Raw genomic sequence first — 7287 nt, 5'->3', positions numbered from 1 at the left:
TGCTTTGTCCCAGCAGCTTAGCACACTACCGTTACCAGTAATGCACCTGCTGGTAGCATTATTTCAAGCAGCTGAAATAGTCCGAAGGGCTTATTATTGCCTTAGACAGCTCCTAACACAACTTCTTGTCGCACAAATACATAATCATTTTTAGGCTTAAGTATAAAATTATTACTATTTATATTCATTATACTATTTCCTCCGAAAATTTTATCATTAGTTAAATTATTTACATTTATATTATAAATTATATCATTATACTTTTATATTTAAAATAAAATTAATATATACTAAATATACTTCTATATTAAAAAACCTAGATTAAAACTTTACTTTAAATTTATAGTTACTTTTTCATTTTCATCAATAACTAAATCTGTAGTTACTGGAATTGCTATTGTATACTTTTTACTCGGATCAATCTTAGTTAATTTAAGTGTTACTATTTTTTCTTCAATATCACTCATTATAGCAGTAGATCCTTCAAAAGCACATGAATCATTCATATCTTCATCAAATAGGACAATACTACTTAACAATCTATAGTTATAATTACCATCAATTTTCATAACTACTTCTGTATAATCATCATGAGGTACAATCTCTTTAACTATTATTTTATCAGTATTATTTATGGCTATTTCTTTACCTATTAAAGAATCTATAGTCTCAAATGCAACACTTTTATCAATATCAACATTATAATTTACACTACTTAATGCATATCCATCATTTAACTCTTCTTTTGTAGGCTTTCTTGATATAATGTAATTACTTCTATTTGCATTAGTTTCATCAATTGCTGATGCCTTTAATAAATATCCATTTTCATCTTCTATTACATTATTTCCACTAGCTTTTATAATTTCAATATACTCTATATTACTTAAATCATTTAAAATATTATATGAATATTCATACTCTCCATTATTACTAACACTTCCTGATGTTAAATCTAATAATAATATTTTTCCATTATTATCTCTAACAATAAATTTATTTTCATCTACTCTAAAATTCTCATAGTCATCAGTTATACCTGAAAATATTAATCTATTATTAAATGGTGTAACAACTAATTTTTCAATATTTATTTCTTCATCAGTAAGATTTAAACTTTTGTTAACTTCATAAATATTAGATTCACTACCTTTTATAGCTTTTATATTAAAATTCCAATTTCCTTTTGCCAAAGTCTTTCTTCCTCTAGTAAAGTTATTTATATCTAAATCTATATTGACTTCATTACTAATCTCAATATCTGAAACATTAGCTTCTAATATAATAGCTGCTGTACTTTCATTAACAATAGTTACCTTAGGATTCCAACTACTTGGTATTTGTCCATTAACAAATATATTTAAATCAGTATTTAAAAAATCTTGTGGATTTCTACCTTCATCATATCCAATAAATTTATCTGACTCAACAAATAATGATGCAACTAAAACATTATCATCAATAACAACCTTATTAAGAATAACTTTAACACCTTTATCTTCAACAGTTATATTTACATCATTACCTAACTCTTCGTATTTATCTGAAGCTTGTTTATATACTCCATAATTAAAATATTCAAATACATCTCCAACTATAGGAAGTGCACTTACAAGCTCTGGATTAATTATTCCTGCCATTGTTGTTCCGGCTACTATAACACCTGCTGCTATTGCACTTCTTTTAAATATTATCTTTTGTTTAGCCTTTTTCTTTTCTCTCTTACCTTTTTCAACCCCTCTTAATACAGCATTATCTAATTCTTTAGGTATCCTTATCATTTCCTTAATATTATTATCCATACTAAACTAACTCCTTTTTCATATCATTTCTCAAAATAGAAAGACCTTTATATAAGTTTGTTTTAACTGTGTTTTCCGACATATTTAAAATTTCTGATATATCTTTAAAAGTCAAATCATCAAAATATTTTAATATAATTATTTTTTTATATTTATCTTCAAGCTTGTCTAAAGAATCCATTAAAAATAACCTTTCATCATAATTTATGTCATGCTCAACATCCATTTTTCTTATTAATTCCTCTTGCTCCATACATACTACCTTACTTTTCTTATTATAAAAATCTGTAGATATATTAATGGCTATTCTCATTATCCATGTATTAAAAAATTTTGGTTCTCTTAAATTTTCAATTGATTTATATGCCTTACAAACAACTTCTTGAACAATATCTAGTGCTGTTTCTTCTTCTTTTACATAAGCGAATGCTGTTCTATAAATTTGCTCTTTACATTGATTCATAAGAATAATAAAGGCTTTGTCATTTCCTTTAATGGCCTTCTTTACTATCTTCTCATCAAACATATATGTTCTCCTTCTACTTATTAAAATTTAACTACTCATAGGTACCTATATCAATTAGACATTAAATTTTAAAATAAAGTTTTAATTTAACTAAATTAATTAATATTTTAGCAATTTTTAGTTACTTATTATTATTTAAAATAAAATTTTCAATAAAAAAAGTGCATAGGGGAAGAATCCTGCACTTTTTTCAGTAAAATATATATTTAAATTATTAGGGGATATTAATACTATTGCCACTTTTTTCAAAATTTAAACATAAATCAAAATATTTTTTTGTAAATAAATAGAATCTTCTCCGGGGTTAATCCAATATTTGGATTAACCCCGGAGGCCCTTACATTAAATGTCATTTAGTACAACTTTAAATTCTTCTAGCACTTGAGATACTAATTTCTCATCTAGTTTTTCATAATAATCTAAAAGATTAGACTCCTGTATTGATTCAAAAGCTTTTCTACTTGATTCCATCCAGTTTTCAGGTATATAAACCCATACTATCTCTGTATAACTACAACTTAATAAAAAGTGCTCCATTCCAAAAAAGCTATACTCTTCAATATTATGAAGCTCATTAAACCTTTTATAATCATCAACTATTTGTGATGTTATCTTATACTCATAAATATCAGCATAGAAAAAATCAAATTTTCTACTTTCTGCTTCAAAAGCATTGCAACAGACTATTTTTATCTTTGGATTTTTAGGAAAATTATTATAATATAAATCTATTACTTCTTGGCTTATTTCATAAACAACTATTTCTTCTACCTCTAGCTTTTTAGCCATCTCTTCTACTACATATCCAAGACCTAATCCAACAACCCCAACTTTTCCCCTTGCCATACTTATAGCAAAGTATGAAGCTTGTATTTCTAATGGTGTTAATCTCATCCAAATATGTCTAGGTCCATGTAGCTCAAGTATTTCTATATCATATTCATCTTCTTTCCCATATAGATATCCTTGAACTATTCCCTTTAATCCATCTATTGATTTTATTTCATAATCACCAATTTTACTTTTATTTATTTTGCTATTATATTCTTTTATTTTCTCCAAAACATAGCTTTTATCAAAAGGCTTCAAATTTAACAATCCTCTCTTTACAACATAATATTAATTTATTATATAGTTTAAACCTTATGTTAACTAACTCCTTTTTATTTATAAAAAATTTATAATTTAAACTAGTTAAAACCTCATCAAAGTATCTCTCAATAAATAGTATCTTCAATACCTTTTATATTATATTGCCAATTTATTCAAAATTCAATAATAAAGTCGGCTAAGGCCGACTTTATTATTGAATTATCCGTTATACTTATTATATTAGTTTTTGCTTGAATAATAATCCACCAATTTAGCTTCTTCTATTATATATGGAACTTCATCTTTCTAATCATTATAATAATTCTTTTCATAGTAATTAATAAACTCTGAAGAATTATCATCATAAATATTTTTATTAATCTTGCTAATGAAATTATTCTCTCTTACAATATTTAAATAATTTCCCCTAGTAATATAAAGACCATATTCTCCATTATTGACTATACTATTACCTTTTATTGTGACCGTATTGGTCATCTCTATATTTTCTAATTTTGATAACAGAATTCCATTAGTTGAATTATCCATAATATTATTTTCTAATATTTCTGTAACATCATTTTTACTAACTAATACAATCCCATTTCCTTGACTTTCATTTAAATTATTTCCCTTAATAGTATTGCAAATATTATTATAATATAAATGAACTAATGAAAATTTAGTTGTTATAGAGTCACTTTTACCTATATTATTTTCTTTTATTATAAAGCCATTATCAATTATATTATTAGTTGTATTATCAAGATTAAAATATACTCCACAAACTAAGCTTATAGTTCTATTTGACTCTGATTGAAATGATACAACATTTTCTCGTAATTCTATTTGATTTCCATTTATCTCATTATAATTATTATAAGAATCTAACAAAATCCCTGTAAAATAAATATATTTATCATTCTTTGTAGTTGAATTTAAATTATAAATATTACTATTTATTGAAATATAATTATTCTTTATGCTATTTCCATTGTTTTCATTAGAACAAAGAATACCATAAAAACCTATTTCACCTTCATTATAATTAACATCAAGATTATTAAATTCTACTACAACATTATTTTCCTCAATTTCTATTCGTGTATTATTAGAGTCTAAATAAATTGATGATAAATTTACTTCTACTGAATTACAATTGCTTAAATTAAAAGTATTATTTTTAATATATAAATTATTATATTTTATAAGTGTATCGTTTGTTGAGTAGCTATTAATACAATATCCATTTATACAATAAGATTCTAAACTTTCTATTTGGCTATTTCCATCAATAATTTCAACTTCATTATTTATTATATAAATAGTAGTTGAATTTTCAGTAGCTACTCCTGAGTAAATATATTGCATACTATTATTATCAGTATTTCTTATTTTAATATATATAGAATTATTTTGTATAATCACCTTTCCTGAATCTAATATGAATATTCCTACACAAGAATTTTTTGATGATTCTATTAAGTTATTTTTTATTTTAATTTCACTACTTCTATTTATTGAAATTGATTGCTCATTTTCTTTAAAAGTTATATATTCAATAGAAATTGCTCGTGAAAACTCTATATACATAGCTACTTCACAATTTTCTATTATAAAATTTTTTAAGTTAACATCATGTTGTCCTATAATATTTATTGCTACAGATTCATTTCCAATAACTACTCCTGTTCCGTCTATTATTGCATTATTAACTTCTATAACTAACAACTTCCCTTTTTGTTCCATTTTATTATCTAAAGTAGCAATTCTAGAATCTCTATCCCAAGTCCCAATATCTACCTTGTCTCCATGGCTATTTATCCATCCATTTTCTTCATTTAAAAATATTACTTCTGCAATATTCTCTATAATTGAAGTAGTTTTATTATCATAATCCTTACTTGGATATCCACTTAATACATCTTGCTTTAATATATGATTATCCATAAGTATCCTCCAAATTAGTAATACAAGATATACTATTCATGAATTGTCATAATTGATAGTAACTTTACTAATTATAAAGTAATATTTTTACATTTTACTTATAAAAAACATATTGCTATTTCCGAGTAATATGGTATACTATAAACATGATTTGAATAAATTTAAGAGGTGAATATTATGAATAAATTTTTAATAAGTGAAGAAGCATATAACGAATTCAAGGCTTTTCTTGTAGAAAACGAAGTAGAAAACTTTAACATAAGAATTAACTTAGCTGGATTTGGTTGTAGCGGACCAGCTTTTAACATAACTGTTGATGAAGTAAAAGAAGGAGACGTTTCTGAAAAAGTTAACGATATAACTTTAATTGCAGAAGAAAAGTTAGTTGATGAATTCGGTGGATTTAGATTACTTTCATCTGAAGAAAACGGTGGTAGAGGACTATCTTTAAAACCAGTTATCGAAGTTGAAGGTGGTTGCGGATCTTGTGGCGGTGGATGTCACCACTAAGATATAAAAAAAGCTAAGCTCTATGGCTTAGCTTTTTTGTTCATTATAGATAAAATTAAATTTTTCGTATACTAAATAACTTATCTCTAATTTAACTACAATATTTTTTAATTATTAACTATATTCTCATACGTAAAACTATATTCTACATACTTGTTATTAACTTCCTGAATCCCTTGTAACATATCTACCCAATAATTTTCACTAATAATTATCTTTTCTTTTTTATTTTCAGTAACATTACAGTTTTCTTCATAAAAACTATTAAAATAATTATTTAAATCTAATGCCATACTTCTTAATGTATTAAAGTCATCAGCTACTTTTCCATTTAATTCTATAACATCAATTTTTTCTGTCATATCATTTTGAATATATGAATAAATCAACTCTTCTATTTCAGAATATAATTCATTTTTTGTTTTAGTATTTACAACTATGTTTTTACTTCTATTTTTAAAGTTTTTTAGTATTTTATTATCCTCTGTAAGATAACTATTCCAAAGGCTTATTTCAGCTTCTAAAATTTTACTATAATTTTTATAAAGTGTTAAAAGGTCCACATTGTTAACACTTTCTGCCATAACACAACTATCTAATATTGAAAGTATAGATTCATTTCTAAATCTTATTTCCTCTATTTTGCTATAATTTTGTTTTCCAAGTTCATAGCAATATTTCTTATTTAAAATAGATTGATAAATATTCATTGTAAAGCTTATCATTAATATAACAACAATAATTATAAAGCAATTATCTTTTATATTAGTTTTAATCTTCATTCGCCACCCCCGCTACCCTTAGTATACCATAATCCCTCTCACATGACAAATTAACTAAATTGTTCGTTAGAGCTTGAATTCCGTGATGACGAAAAAATTGATTATATAATCTCCAGGAAGGAATATAATTTCACTAAGAATTTATATTATTATTTACATAAAATCTACTAAAGCTTCGAAGCTCCTAAACGTCGCCTCAGCTTCTTAACGCAGTTTTTATTCCAAGAAAGATTAAATTCTAAAACTTAATTACAATATTTCTTCCGATAATATCATTAATTTTTCTTTATCACTGACTTTAAAGCTAAAAGATACAATTTTCTGTGTTACCACCTTAAAAGTTAACGACTTCTGCTATATCTTATATACAAAATTGTCAACTTTTAAATATATATTTTTATAGCTAAAAGTATCAATGTACAAATTAACTATTATATCAGAAAAATTTGTAGCAGAAAACATTAACTATAAAGGTAGAGTTATGAGCAAACACATGGAAAAAGAAAAAATGAAATATTAGTTTGGAGGGAACATTGAAATTAAGCCGTAGAATTTAATAATTGATGGAGTAAAGTTGGCGTTAAGAAGTTTTTACTGTTTGAGCGAATAGCGAGTTTAAAAACTT

Annotated in this window: 6 protein-coding genes; 1 reads left to right on the top strand and 5 read right to left on the bottom strand. The window is 24.8% G+C overall.

Translation table 11 applies throughout. From position 1 onward, the window contains the following. Positions 1–329 precede the first annotated feature (329 nt). The 4 genes from Q0Y03_RS14790 to Q0Y03_RS14775 all read right to left on the bottom strand — a co-directional run bounded on the left by Q0Y03_RS14790 (position 330) and on the right by Q0Y03_RS14775 (position 5370). A complete protein-coding gene (locus tag Q0Y03_RS14790; RefSeq protein WP_297714567.1) occupies positions 330–1802 on the bottom strand; it encodes a DUF4179 domain-containing protein in 1473 nt (490 codons plus the stop codon). 1 nt (position 1803) lies between these two features. Beyond that, positions 1804–2328, bottom strand: a complete 525-nt coding sequence (locus Q0Y03_RS14785) for a sigma-70 family RNA polymerase sigma factor (RefSeq protein WP_297714566.1) — start codon at positions 2326–2328, stop codon at positions 1804–1806. Positions 2329–2670: 342 nt separating this feature from the next. Beyond that, positions 2671–3417 carry a hypothetical protein gene (locus Q0Y03_RS14780; protein WP_297714565.1) on the bottom strand — a complete coding sequence of 249 codons (747 nt, stop codon included), beginning with the start codon at positions 3415–3417 and terminating at the stop codon, positions 2671–2673. A 309-nt stretch (positions 3418–3726) separates the two neighbouring features. Next, a complete protein-coding gene (locus Q0Y03_RS14775; RefSeq protein ID WP_297714564.1) occupies positions 3727–5370 on the bottom strand; it encodes a NosD domain-containing protein in 1644 nt (547 codons plus the stop codon). Between the two features lie 177 nt (positions 5371–5547). Between Q0Y03_RS14775 and Q0Y03_RS14770 the strand changes: the two genes are divergently transcribed. Then, positions 5548–5880, top strand: coding sequence for a HesB-like protein (locus tag Q0Y03_RS14770; RefSeq protein ID WP_297714563.1), 333 nt, complete (start codon positions 5548–5550; stop codon positions 5878–5880). A gap of 107 nt (positions 5881–5987) precedes the next feature. On the opposite strand, the gene Q0Y03_RS14765 is transcribed toward Q0Y03_RS14770, so the two are convergent. Continuing rightward, positions 5988–6662: a hypothetical protein gene (locus Q0Y03_RS14765; RefSeq protein WP_297714562.1), complete on the bottom strand. Its 675-nt coding sequence runs from the start codon at positions 6660–6662 to the stop codon at positions 5988–5990. Positions 6663–7287: the final 625 nt, after the last annotated feature.

The organism is Clostridium sp. (assembly GCF_026168755.1).
Lineage (GTDB): Bacteria > Bacillota > Clostridia > Clostridiales > Clostridiaceae > Clostridium.
The sequence above is the reverse complement of the archived record's forward strand: the minus strand, read 5'-3'. Positions and strand labels throughout refer to the sequence as shown.